This is a genomic window from Bacillus sp. AK031 (genome assembly GCF_053903065.1).
Genome location: NZ_CP096424.1, coordinates 2001631 through 2021095, shown reverse-complemented (window position 1 = coordinate 2021095; position 19465 = coordinate 2001631). Strand labels below are relative to the sequence as shown.

At 35.8% G+C, this 19465-nt stretch carries 26 protein-coding genes and 1 pseudogene; all 27 read right to left on the bottom strand.

What is annotated here, in order from left to right; genetic code table 11:
- Positions 1–122 precede the first annotated feature (122 nt).
- The 27 genes and pseudogenes from M1E09_RS10380 to M1E09_RS10250 all read right to left on the bottom strand — a co-directional run bounded on the left by M1E09_RS10380 (position 123) and on the right by M1E09_RS10250 (position 19373).
- Entirely contained in the window at positions 123–1121 is a 999-nt protein-coding gene (locus M1E09_RS10380) for an NADP-dependent oxidoreductase (protein WP_456274752.1), read from the bottom strand.
- Positions 1122–1163: 42 nt separating this feature from the next.
- Entirely contained in the window at positions 1164–1499 is a 336-nt protein-coding gene (locus M1E09_RS10375) for an ArsR/SmtB family transcription factor (protein WP_456274751.1), read from the bottom strand.
- A gap of 407 nt (positions 1500–1906) precedes the next feature.
- Positions 1907–2251, bottom strand: a complete 345-nt coding sequence (locus M1E09_RS10370; protein WP_456274750.1) for a hypothetical protein — start codon at positions 2249–2251, stop codon at positions 1907–1909.
- 128 nt (positions 2252–2379) lie between these two features.
- Positions 2380–2745 carry an N-acetyltransferase family protein gene (locus M1E09_RS10365; protein ID WP_456274749.1) on the bottom strand — a complete coding sequence of 122 codons (366 nt, stop codon included), beginning with the start codon at positions 2743–2745 and terminating at the stop codon, positions 2380–2382.
- A 353-nt stretch (positions 2746–3098) separates the two neighbouring features.
- On the bottom strand, positions 3099–3431 hold the full coding sequence (locus tag M1E09_RS10360) for an HIT family protein (RefSeq protein WP_456274748.1): 333 nt from the start codon (positions 3429–3431) through the stop codon (positions 3099–3101).
- A 580-nt stretch (positions 3432–4011) separates the two neighbouring features.
- Positions 4012–4785, bottom strand: a complete 774-nt coding sequence (locus M1E09_RS10355; protein WP_456274961.1) for a nucleotidyltransferase domain-containing protein — start codon at positions 4783–4785, stop codon at positions 4012–4014.
- Between the two features lie 485 nt (positions 4786–5270).
- Positions 5271–5699 carry a hypothetical protein gene (locus M1E09_RS10350; RefSeq protein WP_456274747.1) on the bottom strand — a complete coding sequence of 143 codons (429 nt, stop codon included), beginning with the start codon at positions 5697–5699 and terminating at the stop codon, positions 5271–5273.
- Between the two features lie 133 nt (positions 5700–5832).
- Positions 5833–6031: pseudogene (locus M1E09_RS10345) on the bottom strand (helix-turn-helix transcriptional regulator).
- A 354-nt stretch (positions 6032–6385) separates the two neighbouring features.
- A complete protein-coding gene (locus M1E09_RS10340) occupies positions 6386–6688 on the bottom strand; it encodes a hypothetical protein (protein ID WP_456274746.1) in 303 nt (100 codons plus the stop codon).
- Between the two features lie 53 nt (positions 6689–6741).
- Positions 6742–6984, bottom strand: coding sequence for a hypothetical protein (locus M1E09_RS10335; protein ID WP_456274745.1), 243 nt, complete (start codon positions 6982–6984; stop codon positions 6742–6744).
- A 164-nt stretch (positions 6985–7148) separates the two neighbouring features.
- Complete coding sequence (locus M1E09_RS10330; RefSeq protein ID WP_456274744.1) at positions 7149–7277, bottom strand: hypothetical protein; 129 nt, start codon at positions 7275–7277, stop codon at positions 7149–7151.
- Positions 7278–7396: 119 nt separating this feature from the next.
- Positions 7397–8263 carry an alpha/beta hydrolase gene (locus M1E09_RS10325; RefSeq protein WP_456274743.1) on the bottom strand — a complete coding sequence of 289 codons (867 nt, stop codon included), beginning with the start codon at positions 8261–8263 and terminating at the stop codon, positions 7397–7399.
- 159 nt (positions 8264–8422) lie between these two features.
- A complete protein-coding gene (locus tag M1E09_RS10320; RefSeq protein ID WP_456274742.1) occupies positions 8423–8563 on the bottom strand; it encodes a hypothetical protein in 141 nt (46 codons plus the stop codon).
- A 408-nt stretch (positions 8564–8971) separates the two neighbouring features.
- Complete coding sequence (locus M1E09_RS10315) at positions 8972–9523, bottom strand: GNAT family N-acetyltransferase (RefSeq protein ID WP_456274741.1); 552 nt, start codon at positions 9521–9523, stop codon at positions 8972–8974.
- Between the two features lie 124 nt (positions 9524–9647).
- Positions 9648–10406: a serine hydrolase gene (locus M1E09_RS10310; protein WP_456274740.1), complete on the bottom strand. Its 759-nt coding sequence runs from the start codon at positions 10404–10406 to the stop codon at positions 9648–9650.
- A gap of 116 nt (positions 10407–10522) precedes the next feature.
- Positions 10523–10687 carry a hypothetical protein gene (locus M1E09_RS10305; protein WP_456274739.1) on the bottom strand — a complete coding sequence of 55 codons (165 nt, stop codon included), beginning with the start codon at positions 10685–10687 and terminating at the stop codon, positions 10523–10525.
- Positions 10688–10797: 110 nt separating this feature from the next.
- Positions 10798–11355 carry a shikimate kinase gene (locus M1E09_RS10300; protein WP_456274738.1) on the bottom strand — a complete coding sequence of 186 codons (558 nt, stop codon included), beginning with the start codon at positions 11353–11355 and terminating at the stop codon, positions 10798–10800.
- 255 nt (positions 11356–11610) lie between these two features.
- Positions 11611–13413, bottom strand: a complete 1803-nt coding sequence (gene ltrA / locus M1E09_RS10295) for a group II intron reverse transcriptase/maturase (RefSeq protein ID WP_456273309.1) — start codon at positions 13411–13413, stop codon at positions 11611–11613.
- Between the two features lie 724 nt (positions 13414–14137).
- Positions 14138–14659, bottom strand: coding sequence for a GNAT family N-acetyltransferase (locus tag M1E09_RS10290; RefSeq protein ID WP_456274737.1), 522 nt, complete (start codon positions 14657–14659; stop codon positions 14138–14140).
- 366 nt (positions 14660–15025) lie between these two features.
- Positions 15026–15286, bottom strand: a complete 261-nt coding sequence (locus M1E09_RS10285) for a hypothetical protein (protein WP_456274736.1) — start codon at positions 15284–15286, stop codon at positions 15026–15028.
- A 129-nt stretch (positions 15287–15415) separates the two neighbouring features.
- On the bottom strand, positions 15416–15700 hold the full coding sequence (locus tag M1E09_RS10280; RefSeq protein ID WP_456274735.1) for a hypothetical protein: 285 nt from the start codon (positions 15698–15700) through the stop codon (positions 15416–15418).
- A 139-nt stretch (positions 15701–15839) separates the two neighbouring features.
- Positions 15840–16232: a hypothetical protein gene (locus M1E09_RS10275; protein WP_456274734.1), complete on the bottom strand. Its 393-nt coding sequence runs from the start codon at positions 16230–16232 to the stop codon at positions 15840–15842.
- A 122-nt stretch (positions 16233–16354) separates the two neighbouring features.
- Positions 16355–16774, bottom strand: a complete 420-nt coding sequence (locus tag M1E09_RS10270) for a hypothetical protein (protein ID WP_456274733.1) — start codon at positions 16772–16774, stop codon at positions 16355–16357.
- A 121-nt stretch (positions 16775–16895) separates the two neighbouring features.
- A complete protein-coding gene (locus M1E09_RS10265; RefSeq protein ID WP_456274732.1) occupies positions 16896–17183 on the bottom strand; it encodes a hypothetical protein in 288 nt (95 codons plus the stop codon).
- A 190-nt stretch (positions 17184–17373) separates the two neighbouring features.
- Complete coding sequence (locus M1E09_RS10260) at positions 17374–18204, bottom strand: alpha/beta fold hydrolase (RefSeq protein WP_456274731.1); 831 nt, start codon at positions 18202–18204, stop codon at positions 17374–17376.
- Positions 18205–18345: 141 nt separating this feature from the next.
- The gene (locus M1E09_RS10255) at positions 18346–18705 is read right to left on the bottom strand and encodes a nuclear transport factor 2 family protein (RefSeq protein WP_456274730.1); all 360 of its coding nucleotides are present in this window, start codon (positions 18703–18705) and stop codon (positions 18346–18348) included.
- 161 nt (positions 18706–18866) lie between these two features.
- Positions 18867–19373 carry a GrpB family protein gene (locus M1E09_RS10250; protein WP_456274729.1) on the bottom strand — a complete coding sequence of 169 codons (507 nt, stop codon included), beginning with the start codon at positions 19371–19373 and terminating at the stop codon, positions 18867–18869.
- Positions 19374–19465 lie beyond the last annotated feature (92 nt).

Sequence of the window (19465 nt, the reverse complement as noted above, 5' to 3'; positions counted from 1 at the left end):
GAGCTTCCTTGTCCCAGCCCTGGCCTCTGATACAAGAAAGCACCACAGCCTAATTCCATTGAGCAGCATGCTCCCCGTCCAGAGCATGACTTTGATTGTTCACCTGTCCCTGTGACCCAAAACTATCTAATTTTCACTATTATTTTCCCTTTAGCTCTACCAGACTCTGCATATTCCATCGCTTTTTGAGCATCTTCAAAAGGAAAAACTCTATCAATTACAGGTTTGATTTTACCCGACTCAATATAGTCTGCGATTATACGTAATTGCTCTCCACTGGGTTTCATAAACAAAAAGCTATATTGAACTTTATGCTTTTTTTCAAGCGAAGTGAGCTTATGGCTTGCTACTGAAAACAATAAGGTTTTAAAAATTCCGGAGCCATATTCTCTTCCGAAACGAGCATTCGGTAATCCCGAAACAGAAACGATTCTCCCTCCGCTTTTTAACACTTCGAATGATTTTTCAAGCGTCTCTCCCCCAAGTGTGTCAAATACGGCATCATAATTTTTCAGTTTCTCTTCAAACTTTTCTGCTTTGTAATTGATCATTTCATCTGCACCAAGGGACTTTACTAGATTCTCACCAGCTTCACTGGCCGTCGTTGCCACAGTGGCACCCATTATTTTGGCCAGTTGAATTGCAAAGGTTCCCACGCCACCAGACCCAGCATGAATCAAAATCTTTTGCCCTCTTTGTAATTGCAAAATGTCATTTAGAGCTTGATAAGAGGTCAAACCGACCAATGGGATTGAAGCGGCTTCTTCAAAGCTCAGGTTTTTCGGTTTTAAGGCGATGTCCTCTTCATGAATAGCGATATATTCAGCAAATGTACCGATTTTACTCTTACGCGGACGAGCATATATTTCATCACCCACTTGGAAGCGAGTCACTTTTGAGCCAACCTTTGCAACGACTCCAGAAAAGTCGTTCCCTAAGATAATAGGCATTTTATAATTAACTAACAATTTCACTTTCCCACCCTGTATCTTAAAATCAACAGGATTGATACTCGCTGCATGAATCTCTGCAAGTACTTCATTTTCACCAATTTCAGGTGTGGGTACCTCTGCCAGACGCATCGGCACTTTCCCATACTTATCAATCATCATTGCTTTCATATTGCAGCCCTCCAAATTTATGCGTGATTGAATGTCTTCCTGTCAATAAAAGTCTTCCATGAACTTATCAATATCCGACACAAGCGTTTTCAGCAAACCTATTTCTGAGCGAACGTTGATATAATAAAAATTTTTCGTCCCTTCTTTACGCATCAAAATGACACCGGCCTCTCGTAATACCTTCAAATGGTGGGACACAGCAGGCCGGGAAAGATGCGTTTGTTCAGTGATTTCCCCTACACGTAATCCGGTTTGACAATCAGTTCCCATTAGAACCAACAAAATCGATTGCCGAGTTTCATCCCCAATGGCCAATAGCACTTTTTGGCTGTTAATAAAATCCTCTTTGATCTTATCTAATTGATCCTGTTTATTCATAATGTAAAATACCTCCCCTCTTCAGTTTAATGGTTTAAGTTGATGAACCATATTGTTGAATACAACAATAAACGTTTTTCGTGTTAGCTGCAATATTGAGAAAGCAAATCGAGACGGATGGACCTTTGAGGGTGTGAAACATTGACTACTAGGATTGGGCAACTACAGCTTTTTGAATACAGCCAGTTCATTTGTAACAGCATCTGCTCATTTAATTGTCACCCATTCCTGGTCATTATCTTTGCCGTTTAAGTTGAAATGCAGTAATTAAAGCAGGACATCCGGCAAACAACGTCCTTATTTTTTACAATAAAGTAGAGATACAAAGAGCCCACTTACACAAATTTCATGGACGAAAATTGTGTAAGTGGGCTTGGGACGTTTGTGTCCATTAATTAACGCCATCTTTAATAAGGATAATGGATTTCAATTGATACACAAGTAACTTGGCAATCCATCATTGGAATTGTTAATGAACACTTATATAGTTGAACGCCGTTAACTTCAATGTCTTCTACTTCAATATGGTGGAGAAAAAAATCTAATTCACCTGGCCGATTGGGTACTGTGCCACTCATTCCTTCAAGCCAGGTGTTAAAGTTTGCTGAAAAACAACTTTTGAACCTGATAATAAAGTCATTTTTGCTGCCTATTAAATCGCCATACTTTAAAACTACTGTGTGTGATGTATGATTATAAGATAAGTCTTTTAACTTGGTATCAGTGTAATGAGTATCTAATAGTCTGTTCATTATTTCTTCACAACTTTGTCTCAAATCTCCACACCTACTTCCTTCACTGAAAAAAGTTTATATCTTTTTCCACTAGCCATTCCAAGTTAGCTGATCTTCAGTTAATGCGCCCTTAATGGAAGATAAAATCACAAAACTTTAGACATATAAAACTCACTAAATGTTCTACCATCTATGATAAGTGAATTTCTTTTTGTCCCCTCTATTTCAAAGCCGCTTTTCTTGTAAAGAGCGACACCAACCTCATTATTAGTTACAGCAGTAAGCTCTAAACGGGATATATTATTCTTTTTAGCCCATTCAGATACGCTTTCAAAGAGTTTCGTGCCAATTCCTTTGCCCCTTTGCTCTTTTAGAATTCCTATAACAAGTAAATATCCAATTAAATTCCCAGTTTCTTCAGCAACAAAAATGGTTGAATTTCTTTGTTGTTTAATTCGTTCTATTTGTTTTCGTTGCTGTTCAGGCGTTGTGTTTCTTTCACCTGCTTCCATAAGCATATAATCTGAAGTGTTCTCAACTTTCTTTATTAGATTAATTAAGTCGACTGCATCCTCGATTTGTTATGACCATAACTAAACAAACTCTTGTTAAAAATCCTGCCCTTCACTTGAACAGATCTGTTCAACAAAATCCCATTTCCGAGAACAAACCAACCCAAAGCAAAAATTATTGAATAACCATAATAAGAATAAAACCACTAAAAACCTTCTTCACTTTGTATCTATCCTTTTCTTTCGCTTTTCTTAATTAACCCTTATTCAATAATCCTGCTCCGTTAATCCAATAACTTCAACAAAAAAGCGTTAATCCTTCTGAGATTAACGCTGCCGTTTGTTGAATAAGACTATTTTTGTACCTTTAGCTTTTCTCTTTTATTTTCAGTCTGTTTTAACCAGTACCGTACTCCTTTACCAGCTAACGGCTCATCGTTATATCTAGGGATTACATGAAAATGACTGTGGAAAATAAACTGATTAGAAACTTCACCAACATTCCACCCAAGTGTATAACCATCAGGCGAAAATTCTTTATCTAGATATTCTTTGGCATTTTGCAAGAGGTCATATGTATCATTCCATTCCTGCTTAGTTAACTCAAAGGCATTTGTGTGATGTTTTTTGGGAACTATTACTGCACATCCCTCTAAAACATCTTGTTGGTTATTATGCTGTAACAAGTAACAACTCTCGTTTTCGGATAAAATATGCTAACGCTTGCTGGCGTAGTTGTAGGAGGCTGCTGCTTGTTCATCATACGCCCCTTATAATGGAAGATTCATTAACGAAAGTTGGCACTCTTTTATGTTTATTGTTGATAGATGGATTTAAAATAAATGATACCGATTTTTGCAGCCCTCTTATAATGGTTTATCTATTATCTTTTTCCTTTAGTACAATATCATTTTCAGAGACCTTTTCTAATTTAATGACTTTTTCATATGAAATTAAATCATCATTAGTTGCCAGTCCACCACCGATGTGATGATATATTCATCTGTTTCCTTTCGGGCATTTAGGTCAGTAGAAATATACTCATTTTCTACGGAGTCAACTTTATAGTATATATAGGTGTAATTATCTAAACGGTGGATAGAGAATCCTTGGTTTTGAGATCTAGTTGAAAATGTTTGTGCCAATTTTTTATTCTCTAATATATATTCATCGTGATAATTGTTATGTTTATTCAAACCCAATAAAAATCCAGCTATAAATGCAACGATAATTATCTGCGAATAAGCGAGTATGCACGAGAAAAACTTATATTTCTGAAGGAATAGTTCTGGAAGCAGCCAATGCAGTTAAGGCCTTCTCAATATAACTATATACTTCTTCTGCAATCGCCAGAAATTCCTCAACATCTACATTACTATCCAAGTAACACGCATATAGATAGTCAACTAAAGCTGAATCAATATTGCAATAATCTGATATGGCACTCTTCATCTTAGTAATGTCATCTTGCCAAACCCCTGTATCTTCTAATACCAAAGAGTATAATGCACGAATTAATCTCTTTGAGTAACCTTTGGTATATCTGGATTTCAGTGTGTCATCATTGGCATTAGATAGAAAACCGCGAACACGATCCACTGCCTCTTGCGTGTCTGAATTCAAATCTAATATGAAATCAGGTGAAATAAGAATAGGCGGTACTTCTTCGCCAATATCAGTACCATGTATACAAACACAGATGATCTTGATCCAAAATCCCCATTCATGGGGCTTACTTCTTATATCATCCAATGAACAAATAACCGTATCCACCTTAGTCACGAATCGATATTTTTGTAAAATTTGGTCCTTTAGACATGATACTCTATCATAATCTATATCTTCTGGTCTTTCGCATACTATTGTAAAATCTGCATCAGACTTAAATGGCTTAGCAGTACCTTTAGGAATTGAGCCACACATATAAATACTGTGAATCTTCCCATTGAACTCTGAAAGCAAGCTAGCTGTATACTCCTCTACAAAAGTCTTGTACTCACTCTGAATATTGATCTTCTTTATAACCTTCTCCAAAACCATATCTGGTCTCCTTTTATCTTCTAAAATCATTTTATCTCCCCCTGTTTAAAAATCGTATTCTTTTATAAAATTTTCTCTTATTGCTTTTTTCACTATCTTGCCCGTTAGCCGAAGATGCTCTGAACTAACCAAGGCGGGGGCTACTTGTTCTCAAACGCCCCCGTTCTAAGTGAAATATTTCACGAACTTTTATATTCACTATCCTCCAACCTAGCCGAAAATTCGTCTATTTTTTTTGTAATCCTTAAAAGCAATATGAAGATGTGAATAAAAAAACCAACTACAATACCAACTATTGGTGCGTAAAATCCAATGAAAAAAATTGCTATTATAGTTGGTATTATATATCCAAGAACCACCATAATATTTCCCCCTTCAAAAAGTTTTACTAACGAAGATATTCAATTAACCTGCCCAATTGAAGATGGACAATAACCAGATCAATTATCTGATCTTCAGTTATTGCCCCCGTGGGTTGAACGAAATTATTTTTCTAAAATCCGATAATCCTTCGTTTCAGATATTGAGATACTATTTTCATTTGCAAAATCAGTTAAATCTACAAATATGTTGTCGGGAAAAAAATGAACAACTTGAATGTTAAATCCTTTGTTCACTTGTATAATGGCACCCTTGGTCATCCAACCGACACGTTTAAATTTTATCAAATCTATTTGATGAGGAGATACTTCTTTCTTGTAAATAGGCAACGCCATGAATAATATTTGATATACCAAATAACCGTCATCAATCTTAATCATAAATTGGATCAATAGTGCTAATAGAATAAATACAACTAGTCCAATTTGGAAGTAGAGCAATCCATTAGAAAAGTCTTTTATCGGAATTGACGCTGCTGTTAACAATAAGAGAAAAACTAATATTCCTCTTTGTGTTTTTGCTTTGTAAACCAATTTGCTCCCCTCCTTCATATTCTCAATTAAACATAAATATCCAGAACTAAATTGAGGTAACCCTTTACTTGAACAGATGGCGGCTGTTTGTTCAGCAAACGTCACCGGTTAACTTAGTATGAATTTGGGTGAATTATTCCTCAAACTTAAATAATTCTTCAACAGGTACCCTTAAGGTTTTCGAAATATCATAAGCTTATTTTAAAGAAGGGTTATATTTACCGTTCTCGAGCTTTCCAATGGTTTCACGTCTGACACCTTGCCTTCGCAAGATCTTCTTGAGATAAATTATACTTCGCTCGATATTCGTTGATTTTAGTAATTAAAGTCATCTTGCATTTCCTTCTGTTCCCTTCGTTCAATCATTTGTTAGCTGATAACGAACGTTAATAGAGATACAGCAAAAGAGATAACAAATAGAGGTCTTAGCAACGATACTTTATCGACAACAAAAGAAAAAGTAATGGCTATTGTTGTGAAAATTAAGCCCAGAAAAAATGCACTTGTTGCAGCCCTTTGAATATAAGAAGATGGTAAATACGATGGCGTAGCCTGGTAAATTCCTTGGCGTAAAGTGGTAAATAAGATGGCAAGAGTGGTAATATCTCTTGGCTGTAATCGCCGTTAAGGTACCAAGGCCAAACTTCTATATGACTGGTTTAGTTCAACATGAACCCCTTAACTATTTATAAAGATTTTATGTAGATTAAGCCCTTATCTACGGAAGTCTCTATATACCCAATAATCTGTTCAAGTGTGAATACTGTTAGCGGCTGTTCAACTTCGTCTCTACCATAATCAATATCGCCTATTACATAGGGAATAATCTTTATATCGTTAATTTTCACTTCTTCTGTGTCAATGATTGTCCCTTTTTCACTTAATGCCTCGCTTAATTGGTGTGTAAAGCCATAGTAATCTAATAGTTTCCCATTAAGTAATCGAAAATCATTATGGTATCTATTGAATATATTCTCATCTGCCTCCATTCGGTTTTTTAACCAAGGTAAATAAAAACCTTTTAACCAAATGTCATCAGCAATTAAGTGGGTATAGTACCCCTGTATAAAGTGGCTATCTTTAATGTGGCTATATTATGTATAAATTCCTTGTAATCAATATATCGTGAATAGTCTTTAACATTACCTTTGTAAAAATGTGATGAGTCTTTAGGTGAAACTGCATCAGCTGCGATGCCTCCTAAAAGGAATGATGTTTTATCTTTTATTGATAAGTCATCTGCTATTCTATTTGCTATAACTAAGTGCATTATTCTCGAACCCAATTTAATATCCTCCTTTTCACTACCCTTTTAGGTTCGATAAAGTTCATCAAAGCTCCTTCATTTTTCATACAATCTTCTTCCAGTTAACTGCCCCAAAATTGAAGAAGGGCAATAGCTGGATCAATTGGCTGATCTTAAGATATTGCCCCCGTTTATGGAATAAATCACTTGATTTTATCTTCCAAATATCTTATTCGTTCTTCTAATTGTTTACTTGTTTTTCTCGCTTCATAAGCGTTATAAAATGCTCCTGACGCAAGAGCAAACGCTGCCAAAACCCAATACCAATCCAATATAAAGTCCTCCTAATAAAAACCGTACAAATTAAGTTTCTTAATCTTCTGTTAACCTGCCCGTTACTTGAACAAAGGGCGGCTGCTTATTCAGCAAACTCCCCCTTTCTTAAAGAAGCCTATTTAAGAAATTTCTCTAAATCACTCATCGAAAAATATTCATTCCAATGAACATAGTGCCCACCTTGTACTGATTGATATTTTATCGGAAGGTTATAATTCTTGAGCTTCTGTATGTAATGCTTTGTTTTTCTGTTCTCTTTCTCATCTAGATTTTCGAAGGTTCCGTAGTATAAATAAGTTGGTACATCTATTTTTTTTAGCAATCTAGGAAGATTAAGATTATAGTATCCAAACATCAGATTAAGTCCTCTAAGGGAAAAATCAGCTTGGTGTTTTAAAGCGGTCCGAACATATTTACTATCTTTTATATTTACACGCTCACAAAAACGCTTCACTTCACTTTCAAAACTAACATCGTTAGTTTTTTGTTCACCTTCCTGGGTAAAGAACGGACCTAACTTACTCAGGAAACGTTCTCCAAATAGCTTGACACCTATATTCAAGATGGGAAATGCATATGCAAATGGACCAAATTCTGATGTTGGAATTCGAGGAAAAGGTTTATGCCCTTGGTCTAATAAGATCAGTTTATTTACTCGTTGAGGGTAGTGAACAGCAAAAGCTAAAGAGACAGCTCCACCCAAAGAATGTCCTATTAAATTTGCTTTTTCAATTTTCATCTGGTCTAAATATTTTTTCATCCAATTCGCTAATTTCAAAGATGTTATTTTTCCTCCTAAACCCTGGCTTTTCCCCAATCCAGGCAAATCGATTAGATGAGTTTCAAACTCTTCTTTTAAATGATCTGCTATATTTAAACCTGCCTTTCCTGAAAAACCGCCAGCAGGCAGGAAAATAATTGGTTTCCCGAACCCAACTTTTTCAACAAAATATTCACAAGTATTATTTGATATTTTTCTCACCTCTCTGATATTCCTGTTCTATTAAACTGTCCCAATAATTGAAGAAGGACAATAGCCAGGTCAATTGCTGATCTTCCGTTATTGCCCCGTTAATTGAAATTGCAAGATTAATTTCGTATTTTACTTCTTATCCTTTTGCCCAATAGTAAAGTTCCTCAATTAGCGTTTACGTGCATTTGTTTCTTCGAAAATGAAGACAAAGAGAAAAATAATAAGGCTTACCGTTGTAACGATTAGCCCCCAGAACATGAATCCCATTCCTTCCCAACCTTGTGCATAATTTGTTCCAAGAACCAACATTGCCGAGCCTGCTCCAAAGACAATAATAGGGAGATAATAGCCACTATTCCTTTTTATTAATGACCGTCCTTTTGTGGCTAGCCAAATCACTGATACTGATAGGTACAAAAGAGTCACAATCAACTGACCCGACACACCATGCACTCCTTTCTATTTCCGTTTACCTGCTCCTTTACTTGAACAGAGGACGACTGCTTGTTCTGCAAAGGCCCCTTTAGTTCAAGAAAAAGGCTCCTAAGCTAGTAAGAGATACCAATAAAATTCCCAAAGCAAAAGCTGGGCAAATAAATCTGACCTTAAACCTAATTCCAATTATTTCAAATTTCAGCTACTTACTCAAGGAAAACTTTCATTGAAAAAGGAGCTTATCCTGTTCAGGATTAGCCCCCTTCAATTAAAGATCTATTCTTATTTCCATTCTTTCTTTAGTAATGAATACGAATAATGGTCATAGTATTTGCCTCTAAACAAATGTTTGTCTCGATAAATCCCTTCATTTTTGAAACCTAAGCTTTCTAATGTATTTAATGATTTTTTGTTTTCCAAAGCTACAAATGCATTTATCCTATTTAGTTTCATATTACTAAAGCCACTGTCTATTGCTGCAATCAATGCTTCTTTCATATATCCGTATCCCCAAAACTCATGCCATAAATCGTACCCTATTTCTGCTATATTATTGGTCCTGTCCCATAAATCAAACCCACAGGTACCAATCTTTTCATTGCTGTCTTTATTCTCAATAACCCATCTATTGTATCCCTTATCTTCTGGGTTTGTATTCCACTCAATAAATTCAAATGCATCCTCTTTTTCAGTAAATATCTCTTCATCATATAGGAATTTACATACCTTTTCATTCCTGAAAAGCTTAAAGATAAACTCAGTATCAGCCTCATTGACATTTCTTAATATTAATCTGTTAGTCTCTAAGTCAGGGAAAAACTTTTTCTCGCCCATTAAAAACACCCTTTACATTGATTTATCGCCATATTCCATTGACCTGCCCAATTATTGAAGAAGGGCAATAGCTGGATCATTTAGCTGATCTTCAGTTATTGCCCCATAATTGAAATAATGCTGCTTACTGTTTTAAATATTCAGCATAAAGCAACTCCATAGCTTCACTAATCTTATTGTCTGCATCCTGATTGCTTAACCTAGTTGGTAAATTAACCGCTCCTAATGCAAAGACATAAGGCTTTTTATTAAAGTCACCAATTATGCCGATATCAACAACTACATTTTCTAGTCCACCTGTCATATGGTTTAGATGGTGTACGGGTATTTGTTTGATATCTCCCCTTTGTCTTACTAAACCAATAACGATTGGTGTCCATAAGAGAGGATGTGTTTTGTACCCTTGGTATATATGTATCATCATATCAAGCATTTCATTTAGCTGAGACTTATTTTCCTTATCCCTTGGATTTTCAGTAACATTTATTGAAGGAAAATAAGACTGGAGTGACTTGTTTACCTTCTCCCAACCACCAAAAAAATTAACAATACATCCAGCAATATAGCTATCATGACAAGCAATCATTACTTCAACCGCTTCCCTTAAAGGAAGTGTTTGTCGGTTTTGTAAATGAGGATAAAGTTCTTTGCTATCTTCTAAAGGGTTAAATGACACTTCTTCAACAATGTCATCCCAATTAATCGAATCATCCTCTACCCATTTCGCTATACAAAATGCTATCGCTACTTTTGCTGCTGATGCAAGGGGGATTATAAGTTCATTATTTAAAGACGTTTGTTGTTTCTTTTCTTTTGTGGAATATATAACTATTCCTACTTCTCCAACATTTATGTCTTCAATCTTTTCTATAACTTTACTCACTTTATTCACCTGCTTAGTTTATTCGTGACCCTTACCCAAAGATTCCATTAACCTCCCTTTCCTTAAACAAAGGGCCGCTTGTTTTTCAGCATGACACCAGTTCAAGTGAACTAAATTTAATTTTCTAAGAACCAAAGTACCATGAAGGTGATTGCTGCACCACCCCATACAATAAATGGGAAAGTTTTTCTCTTATTAGAATGTTTAAGGACTCTTGTACCGATAAATTCAACTATTACACCTAGTAGAAGGATAAAGACCATCAGTCCTAAATTATTCATTTATTAACCCTCCTCACTAACTAATTCAGTTAACTGCTCCTTTACTTGAAAAAAAGGCGGCTGCTTGTTCAGCACCTCCCCTTAGTTGCAGAGCATAGTTATGCGTATAATCATAAATTAAACCTTTCAGAAATTATCTTAGCTACTTCAGGAGCACTCAAGTCAGTATTATTTATTTTTATGTAATTTTCTTTTTGAATCTCACCCTCGTTGGAGTTCAACCTATATTTCTTCATTGTTTCCTTTAGTTCATTTTCTGACCATTCAACGTTTCGTTTTGTAGGCTTGTGTTCAAGTCGGTGAGGACTTTTATTCCGTTCAAGTCTCTCGTCAATATCTGCTTCTAATTCAACAAAATAAATACTTGAACCCTTACTCTCAAAAATTTCACATATCTTGTCTACAAAGTCCCCATCCTCTTGTTGGTCAAATGCCCAAACATAAGTAAATATCAGCCCTGCCTCTTCACTCTCAGCTACCGCCTTAAATATTTCCGTCCTAAATAGAGTTGATAATCTCCACATTTCTGGACCAAAGCCGAAATATGGTTGCAGTAATTCTATGGTCATATGGTTGTGAAACAATTTCAATTCAGTAACTTTTTCAAGTTCTTGCCCAACTGTCATTTTACCAACTGCTTGAGGTCCGAATATAAGTACAAATTCCATAAATTTCATCCATAAATGATGTCTATTATCCTTTGTTTTCAACAATTATTCTTACTCAGCTAAACTGCCAAATAATTGAATAAGGTCATAATTTGAGATCACCTGTTGATCTTAAGTTATAGTTAGCAATAGGTAAGCGTTTGAAGTTATCTCCGGCTTTTCCCCTGCTCCACACCTGGACGTGCTAGTTTCCCAGCATCCGGCGCTCCATCTACTGATATGTAATAGATTATAAGTTCCTCGTTACTTTGACGATTAGGATAATACGATATTTGCCTGTTCGCATACCTTTCGGTATTGATTAATTTTATTTAAAATGGGCTTTGAGATGTTGAGCTTTTTGAGGATTGACCTTATCTTTTCCATGTCAGTTAGGTGGATTAACCGGTGAATATCCTGGTGAAGGATTCGCAGGTTATGAAACTTATCGTCTCCACCTAGTGATTTTGGGAGATAGTGATGACAATGCACCTCAAACGCCTGTAAATCCCAGCCTGTGATTTCACATTTCCCCATTTTCATACTGTATCGGCTTATTCTATTATCCGCATATTCAACTGACCGATTAGGAAGGTTGGAGTTCAACAATTCACTGATTTCCTTTTGGATATCAGGACGAAGCTTCTTGTATAACATCTCTCGACCTTCCTCTGTATAGGGTGTCACCTTTGGACTGAAGTTCAACGAGTTGACCGTTTTAACAATTCCTAGTTGGAAAAGGTAGACTTCAGCTACTTTAAAAGTCTTCATGGTTACACTGTAAAATCTTTTAAACAGAGGCGGCGGGTTACTTGGGTGTTCTTGCTTCCCAACCGGTTGTAGTCGATTGTATATGAACGGCTTTAAGTCGTAGGCAAGACGTGAGAACACCGGGTTCACATGTGTCGCTCGCTTAAAATAATTATGGATGCCCAGTACAAAACTGTTAAAGCGCAGAACGTTTTGGGAAGTTGGTGAAGCTTTAATCCGACGGATTAGCCTTTTAGCTTCTTGTTTGATTTGGTTCTTTTTCTTTTGAATAACACCGGTATGCGCTACTCGTTTCTTCCCTTTTTTGTTCGCTTGTATCGTAAATCCTAGAAATTCAGACTCCCGTTTGCGTAGGTTAAGGATTTTAGATTTCTCTGGCGAGATATCAAGATTGAGCCGTTCCTTCAAATAACGACGGACCGCATGATACCACCTTTGAGCGGTCTTTCCATCACGGCAAAGAATTTTGAAGTCGTCCGCATAGCGGACGAGGTATCCTTCCTTCAGATTAGTCCTTTTCTTTGCGTATCTTTCACCTTCTTTTGATTTGTATGATTTGTGCAGGGGGAAGAACTCCCATTGATCAGCAATCCACTGATCTAAATCATTCAACACGATATTAGAGAGGAGGGGAGATAAAATTCCACCTTGAGGTGTCCCTTTGTCGGGGATTCCTTCTCCATCAATTTCTGCTTTTATCATTTTAGAAATACAAGCTGTTACTTTCCTATCCTGTATTCCTAAATTCCAAAGCTGCTTCATTAACCGTGTGTGGTTTACATTATCAAAAAAGCTCTTGATATCAATATCAACAACAAAATGAAGGGAGGCTTGATTAATCAAGTATTGAATCCTTGCCATCGCATGATGGGCGGACCGGAGAGGCCTAAAGCCATAACTGTGCTTATAAAAATGAGCCTCCGCAATGGGTTCCAGAACTTGCTTGAAACTCTGTTGGATAATCCTGTCCATAATACAGGGAATACCTAGCGGTCTTCGTTTCCCATTATCCTTTTCAATCCATTTTCTTCTGACTTTCTTAGGTTGATAGCTTTTCAGTATTGTACGCACCTTCAAGACGAGTTCATCTTCGGATAACTTCTTGATATCCGTTATCGTTTTCCCATCGGTCCCAGGTGTGTTTGAACCCTTGTTGGATTTGATGGTACGATAAGCGAGTAAGATATTTTCTCTTGAAATGATGACATTATAAAGGAAGGAAAAGTTGTTTCCTTCCTGGGCTTTCTCATATAGTTCCGTGAATGTCTCCGTCATATTGTAGTAATCCCAATATCGCAGTGTTGGCACTGTGGCATCCCTCCTTGTAGAAGTGATGTCCCCACATTCTTACCCGACCGGCACCATTCACGTATAGGAAAATAATCGTTTCATTCAGTAGACTTGGGGCTGTTCCTCCACTTTCATTACAAAAGTTTCTTCAGTCGTTCCCCTACCCTCACAAGGATAAATGCCTTTCGTAAACCTTATAGCAAACGCTTCGAGTGACAGCTCTTGGTTCAACGTTCCTTGCTTTCCAAGTACCTTACAACGTAGCTTTCCATTCTAAAGTTGGGTGCTTCCTTTAAGCCTGTGAGCTTGATACCGCCGTAGTCCGGTATAGCGTCTTTCAGAGGGGGCAATTTTACTCCACACCACTCACCCCATCGGAAGATGGGACATAAGTTTCCCTATGTTCGTAGCTCTAGACCCTTACCTTCGGAAGTTCGTCAGTTCTTTAGCTAACAGAACTATTCTCACCATTTCTAGTTTTTCAGCCGTGCGGCATATCCGTTGGCATACCTTTTGGCTTCAGCCTTCGTTCTGCCGAATCTACCTGTGCTTCAAACCCTATAACCTGTCAGTTATAACGCATGCAGGAGTATTGACGGGATGGTTTCGGGTAACATGGAACCGTCATTCCCATCCTCGGTTGTAAAGTTAGAATTTCAATTAAAAAAATCCCCTGCTTTTCACGCTTGATAGCGCTTATAGCAGAACTTGTCGCGCGCCCCCTATAATTGAACAAGATGTTCTATAAATTCTTTAACAAATATAGCGTTAAGTCGTCATCGTTTGCACAATCAGCATACTGTTCTAACTGTTTTCCTCTGTACCAAACTCCAGAACCATCTGGTATATATCCCCTTTTGATATACATTCTTTGTGCGGAACCATACCCATAATGTAAACCAACTCCTAAAGAAACAAGGCTGCTTTTTTCTTTTGCAACATCTTCGGCAATATCCATCATTTTGTTACCTATACCGTTTTTCTGAAACTTTATTAAAACATTTAAATCAACGATTTCTGGGACATTTTTTTCTTTATAAGGTCCAGAAGGAGCATTAGGAAATAAAGTCACATAACCAGCAATATCATCATTAAATTGTGCTACGATTACTTTTAATTTGTTTGTTTCTTGATGTTCAAAATAATCTTCGAACAATTCAGACGGTTTATGCCACCCTTGTTCTTCGAATGCATCTACAAACTTATTAATATCCTCTTTCACCATAGAACGAATAATTAGTTCATCTTCAATTTTGTAAATCATTAAATCCCCATCCCCCTTTCCTCTTTCCTCTTTCCCTACCAATTATTTCAATAAATAAAACCTTTATCAATACCTCTCCTTCATAAAAAGAAACAGTTTACAGATTATGTTTTATTACGTTAACCTGCCCGATTGTTGAATAGCACAGGAACTGCAATGTTCAGTAATCTTTGTCTCCTTTTAACCTTTTCACTTCTTTTTCTAAATTGTCTAACCGTCTACGAATGCTAATAATGATTGGAAGATATGCAACAGCAACAATGATTAACCACCCCATCTTTCTTCCCCCTTTTAGTGTTTCGTCCTGTTCAATCAACCTGCCCGTTACTTGAACAAAGGGCGGCTGCCTGTTCAGCAAACGCCCCGTTAGCTTAATAAGAAGACGTAAATTATGAACAGTAAAGAAATCGCTATGATAGATTTAATCCATAATATTTTTTTACTTATACCAGCTTTCCCTTCAAGATAATTTAAGTAAATCATTGTAAAAGGAAAACCTAACAATGCAAATGAAGAACTCCCACCAGCGGTTTCAACATATTTGATTAATCCTACTATAATAATGAGGAGTCCTAGTGTACCAATGGACATATTAAAATATAAAATTCCTCTATCGTTTTCCTTCAATTTTTCTCCTCCTAGTTGTATATCTCTGTTTACTTATTCTCACTTTTTTAGATTAGTCTTTGTTAAACTAATCTGCCCTTTAATTGAGCAATGGGCGGATGCTTTTACGTCTTTTTTTCAAGACAATTTTCATCTTGGTGAATTACCAAGGAAGGACAATCCATAGAGAATGACTAGGGCTCCCGCACTGAATAGTGCGATATAAATTGCTATTCCAGCAAGTATATTTTTTTCTGTCTGTTTAAAGACAGCCTTAATCCCTAAAATTAGAGATAGGATAATAGACAGAAAAGCAACGGATAAACCAAAATAGAAATGAATTATTATTAGACCATAAACCATCGCAAAGAAAAAAGGTATTGGGAAAATACTTAGTATTAAGGACCAGTAGCTTAACCAAGAGAATTTTTTCAATTTAGTCCCCTCCTTATTTAACACTTTAGTAATTAGACGAATACTCATTCATCATAGTTTCGGGTTATTCAATTAACCTGCTCCATTACTTGAACAGAGGGTGGCTGCTTGCTCAGCAAACGCCACTGTTAATAAAAAATCACTTTTTGTTTTCTTTTTGAAATTCTCGCCACTCTTCAGAGTAATCGGGATTAGTAATTTCTATTTCTTCAGAAACAATCTCCATATTATTTAAATTATATCTAACTAGATAATTCCCCAAAGGAGATTTATTTTTCGCCAATCCTCTATCATATTCAACTATACCCTCCGAACTAATTTTAGAAGCAATTGTAGTGTTGTAATCGTTATCAACAAAAGCATCAAGAACAGGATTAAAATGGTTTAAATCATTAGCCAATTTATCCAGTACCTCTTGTCTTTTAGCTTCTAGAGTCCTTGATTGTTCCATTTTTTCAGTTTGATAGAACATCAGTAATATTCCTAATAAAACAACCAAAACAATAATTAGAGTCGGAAGCTTTCTCTTCAAGTTAACTCCCCCTTCAAAAATATACATATTAAGAAAGAAAATCCTTCTTCAATTAACCTCCCTTTACTTGAACAGAGTGCGGCTGCTTGCCCCCCTTTATGCTAAGTATGTTTATAGGGAAATCAAATTCTCAGTTCTCCAATTTTTCTTAGAAATATTTTGACTTTAATCAATATTTTTCTGAATTTATCACTTCTTATAACTTCATCCATAAGCCAAAATATAATGGCTGTTAAAACCACAAAAGGAGAAAAGAAATTTTCTATTCCACTTTGACTCCCTGTCAGTAATATAGGGGCTGCTAAGAAAAGTACACCCATAGAAGTATGAACGAGAAAAGACGCACCAATTCTTTTGAAACCTTTTAATCTATTGGTAGTAAAGTCTGACAATACTGAAGAAGGGACACCATATATTAAAAGAATTGGCAACAAATACATCCCAATGGCTAACCCAATAGCCAGTCTCTCAGCTAATATTGAAAAAACAACTATCATAAACGTTCCTGTTAGCAAAGATACAATAATTTTCCTGATAACCATCTCCCACCCCCGAACAAATGATTTTGGCTTTATTGCATTAACCTGCCCAATAATTGAACAATACAGAGACCAGTACTGAGACCGCTGCTTGTTCAGCTTCTTTTCAAAAACTTATAGAAAATTACACATTCGGTGGGTTAAATGTTTGAGCCATCATAAAGAGAAAAATCACAGTTCCCGCACTAAATAGTGCGATATATATGGCTATTCCAGCAAGTATATTTTTTTCTGTCTTTTTTACGATAGCCATAATCCCAAAAACCAAAGAAAGAATAATGGATAACCACACAAGAGACAAACCGAATTGAGGATGAATTCTTATAAGCTCATACATCATTGCAAATAAAAATGGTATTGGTAAAATACTTAATATTAAAGACCAGTAGCTTAACCAAGAGAATTTTTTCAATTTTAGTCAGCCCTCCTTATATAACACTTTAGTAATTAGACAAATAATCATTCAAAATAGTTTCGGGTTATTCAATTAACCTGCCCCAATAATTGAACAAGGGCAATAGCCGGATCAATTAGCAGATCTTCAGTTATTGCCCCCTATAATGGAATAGCTTCTCATATCACGATAAGTCCCATATTATTGTTTAACTATTAATCCATTTTAGTATTTCATTGCATACAATACGAGGTTTGTCCCAATAAATATCGTGGGTAGCTTCGTTTACTTCTTTAACCCGTACTTTTAAATGCTTTTTCAAACGGTCGGTTTCACTTGTTCTAATTGAGTTAAAATCATCTGGTAATGTACTTCTTAAAAGCAAAACTGATGTATCAATATTTGACAACGTAGCTTCTGAGGGTTCTCTAAACATCTGCTTAGTTAGATGCACTGCCACATCAGGCGGAATAATTAATTTTACTTTATCATCTTCACACTTCATACTATTTTTTGATAATTCTACCAACATATTAGTTAGTCCATTATTGTACTGTTCCTGTTCGTACTCTTCCCAGTTTCTGAAGGTATATGTTTCTATATGCCGCCGTATTAAACTTATTTCTTCTTTAAGTGAGTTATTTGGCAAGTTGGAAGACTGAATATATCCCCCATCCAGCAAGATTAATGATTTTAGAGAATATTTTTTAGCAAATGTAAGACCTATATAGGCACCTAGAGAATGTCCAATAATGTGATAATCTCTAATGTTAAAATAATTTAAAATATCCATAACCCAGTCTGCTAGGGATTCCATTGAAAAAAATTCTTCATCGCTAAAGAATGATGACTTGCCGTGTCCAGGTAAATCGAAAGCTAATATTTTGAAGTCTTTACTTAAAGTCGACGCAAGTTCATCGAAACTTTTCCCCGTGCTGCCTAATCCGTGTAACAAAATCAAGGTTGTTCTGTTTTCTAATCCCCACATATTAACCAATACTTTCAATTTGTTATCTAAAGTAATAATTTCTGTTTGCATCGTATCCTCCATCATAAAAATGCGATAAACCAAAGAATTTAAGTAATGAATTGTTCAATTAACCTGCCCAATAATTGAAGATGGACAATATCTGGATCAATAAGCTGATCTTCTGTTATTGCCCCGTTAATTTAAGGACTCTTATTCATACTTAGAAATTGTTCCCTGGTGAAAATACATCTGCCATTTACCATTTAATAATTTCCAGATTGAACTACGTAAGGTAACTTGCTTTTTTGTATTATCTTTTACACGATATGTTGTTAAAACGACATTTTCCGCTAAAGGATGTATCTCAAAATCATTAACAGACATATCTCTAACACTTATTCCGCCATCTTTTAGACAGTCTTCTCTTAACCACACATTTCCTGAACTACCAAACTCAAAAAAACCTTCCGCTAACACTTTTTCGAGTTCTTTAGTATCTACACGTACTTCGGAGTTCAATAGACGTTCTTCTAGGTTCAATAATTGTTCTTTTAGAGTTGAATGACTCAAAACCTGTAACCACCTTTAAACTAATACTTTCTTCTACAAACCTGCCCTTTAACTTAATACCAATTATTTCAAAATCCAGCTGCTTACTCAAGAAAAACTTTAAACAAAAAAGAAGCTCATCCTTCTCAGGATAAGCCCCGTTACTTTTTTAAGAAATACCCTTAGATTTGTTCTAAGATTGATTTAACAAATTGAGTTTTTTCCTCTGCGTATTTGTGCTTATTATTATTATTTAGTTCTGATAGTTTAAATTTAAGTTCTTCATATTCAATTCTTGCTTTATCGTTATTTCTCAAATAATCTCTAAATTTCAACTGTTCCTGTAAAAATTTGTTTCCACTTTGGTACATATGGATTTGATGAGTTCTTGGTTCACCTTTACTAAAATAGTGTCTGTCAGGTAAAATATTTGTCCCTTTATATGAGTAACCTATCTGTTCTAAGGGAGAAACACAATTCTCACCCACGCTAAAATCATTGATTTCCACTGCAATATCAATAATTGGTTTTGCACTTAGCTCCTTTACAGCCGTACTACCAATATGGTGAATTTCTACAATGCAGTCACCAACTTCATTTAGAATTTTTTCTTTCTCTGATAAAAATTCCTTATTCCATTCTTCTGTCCATTGAACTAAAAAGACCTCTCCTTTTGGCAATCCTAACATCGTATTCCTCCTTGAAACGTGATTACGTTTTTTAGACATTGGAATATCATACCATATTTAAATGGTCTTGTTGCACTAAACTGCCCCAATAA

Excerpts from the sequence above, each read along its gene's own strand:
- M1E09_RS10380 (WP_456274752.1), bottom strand. The coding sequence starts at position 1,121 with ATGAAAGCAATGATGATTGATAAGTATGGGAAAGTGCCGATGCGTCTG.
- M1E09_RS10375 (WP_456274751.1), bottom strand. The coding sequence starts at position 1,499 with ATGAATAAACAGGATCAATTAGATAAGATCAAAGAGGATTTTATTAAC.
- M1E09_RS10370 (WP_456274750.1), bottom strand. The coding sequence starts at position 2,251 with ATGAACAGACTATTAGATACTCATTACACTGATACCAAGTTAAAAGAC.
- M1E09_RS10365 (WP_456274749.1), bottom strand. The coding sequence starts at position 2,745 with ATGGAAGCAGGTGAAAGAAACACAACGCCTGAACAGCAACGAAAACAA.
- M1E09_RS10355 (WP_456274961.1), bottom strand. The coding sequence starts at position 4,785 with ATGGTTTTGGAGAAGGTTATAAAGAAGATCAATATTCAGAGTGAGTAC.
- M1E09_RS10340 (WP_456274746.1), bottom strand. The coding sequence starts at position 6,688 with ATGGAGGCAGATGAGAATATATTCAATAGATACCATAATGATTTTCGA.
- M1E09_RS10320 (WP_456274742.1), bottom strand. The coding sequence starts at position 8,563 with ATGTTGGTTCTTGGAACAAATTATGCACAAGGTTGGGAAGGAATGGGA.
- M1E09_RS10315 (WP_456274741.1), bottom strand. The coding sequence starts at position 9,523 with ATGGGCGAGAAAAAGTTTTTCCCTGACTTAGAGACTAACAGATTAATA.
- M1E09_RS10305 (WP_456274739.1), bottom strand. The coding sequence starts at position 10,687 with ATGAATAATTTAGGACTGATGGTCTTTATCCTTCTACTAGGTGTAATA.
- M1E09_RS10300 (WP_456274738.1), bottom strand. The coding sequence starts at position 11,355 with ATGGAATTTGTACTTATATTCGGACCTCAAGCAGTTGGTAAAATGACA.
- M1E09_RS10290 (WP_456274737.1), bottom strand. The coding sequence starts at position 14,659 with ATGATTTACAAAATTGAAGATGAACTAATTATTCGTTCTATGGTGAAA.
- M1E09_RS10270 (WP_456274733.1), bottom strand. The coding sequence starts at position 16,774 with ATGGTTATCAGGAAAATTATTGTATCTTTGCTAACAGGAACGTTTATG.
- M1E09_RS10260 (WP_456274731.1), bottom strand. The coding sequence starts at position 18,204 with ATGCAAACAGAAATTATTACTTTAGATAACAAATTGAAAGTATTGGTT.
- M1E09_RS10250 (WP_456274729.1), bottom strand. The coding sequence starts at position 19,373 with ATGTTAGGATTGCCAAAAGGAGAGGTCTTTTTAGTTCAATGGACAGAA.